This is a genomic window from Tepidimonas sp., assembly GCF_046292505.1.
In the GTDB taxonomy this organism is placed as follows: domain Bacteria; phylum Pseudomonadota; class Gammaproteobacteria; order Burkholderiales; family Burkholderiaceae_C; genus Tepidimonas.
The window spans coordinates 1-529 of the sequence record NZ_JBKBQX010000272.1 but is presented as its reverse complement, the minus strand read 5'-3'; the positions used below and the strand labels follow the sequence as shown (position 1 = coordinate 529).

Sequence of the window (529 nt, the reverse complement as noted above, 5' to 3'; positions counted from 1 at the left end):
AACTGCCTGGCGCCCATCGCCAAGGTCATCAACGACGCGTTCGGGCTGGCCGAGGGGCTCATGACCACGGTCCACGCGGCGACGGCGACGCAGCCCACGCAGGACGGCCCGAGCAAAAAGGACTGGCGCGGCGGGCGCAACGCCTACCAGAACATCATCCCTGCAAGCACGGGGGCGGCGAAGGCCGTCACCCTCGCCATCCCGGCGCTGAAGGGCAAACTGACGGGGATGTCCTTCCGCGTGCCGACGGCGGACGTGTCCTGGGCTACACCGATGAAGAGGTCGTGAGCAGCGACTTCATCGGGGACCGGCGCTCGAGCATCTTCGACGCCAAGGCCGGGATCGAACTCAACGCCAACTTCTTCAAGGTGGTGTCGTGGTACGACAACGAGGCGGGGTACGCCGCCCGGTGCGTGGACCTGATCAAGTTCATGGCCGAGACGGACGGCGTGAAGTAAGGCGGGCCGCTGTCGGACCATCTCGCGTGCGAGCACCAGCACCCGCTCCGGCGGGTGCTTTTCTGCGCGGA

Annotated in this window: 1 pseudogene; it reads left to right on the top strand. The window is 67.1% G+C overall.

Annotation, left to right across the window (positions count from 1 at the left end):
* A pseudogene (locus tag ACK4TH_RS13220) lies at positions 1–458 on the top strand (type I glyceraldehyde-3-phosphate dehydrogenase); the annotation flags it as partial.
* Positions 459–529 lie beyond the last annotated feature (71 nt).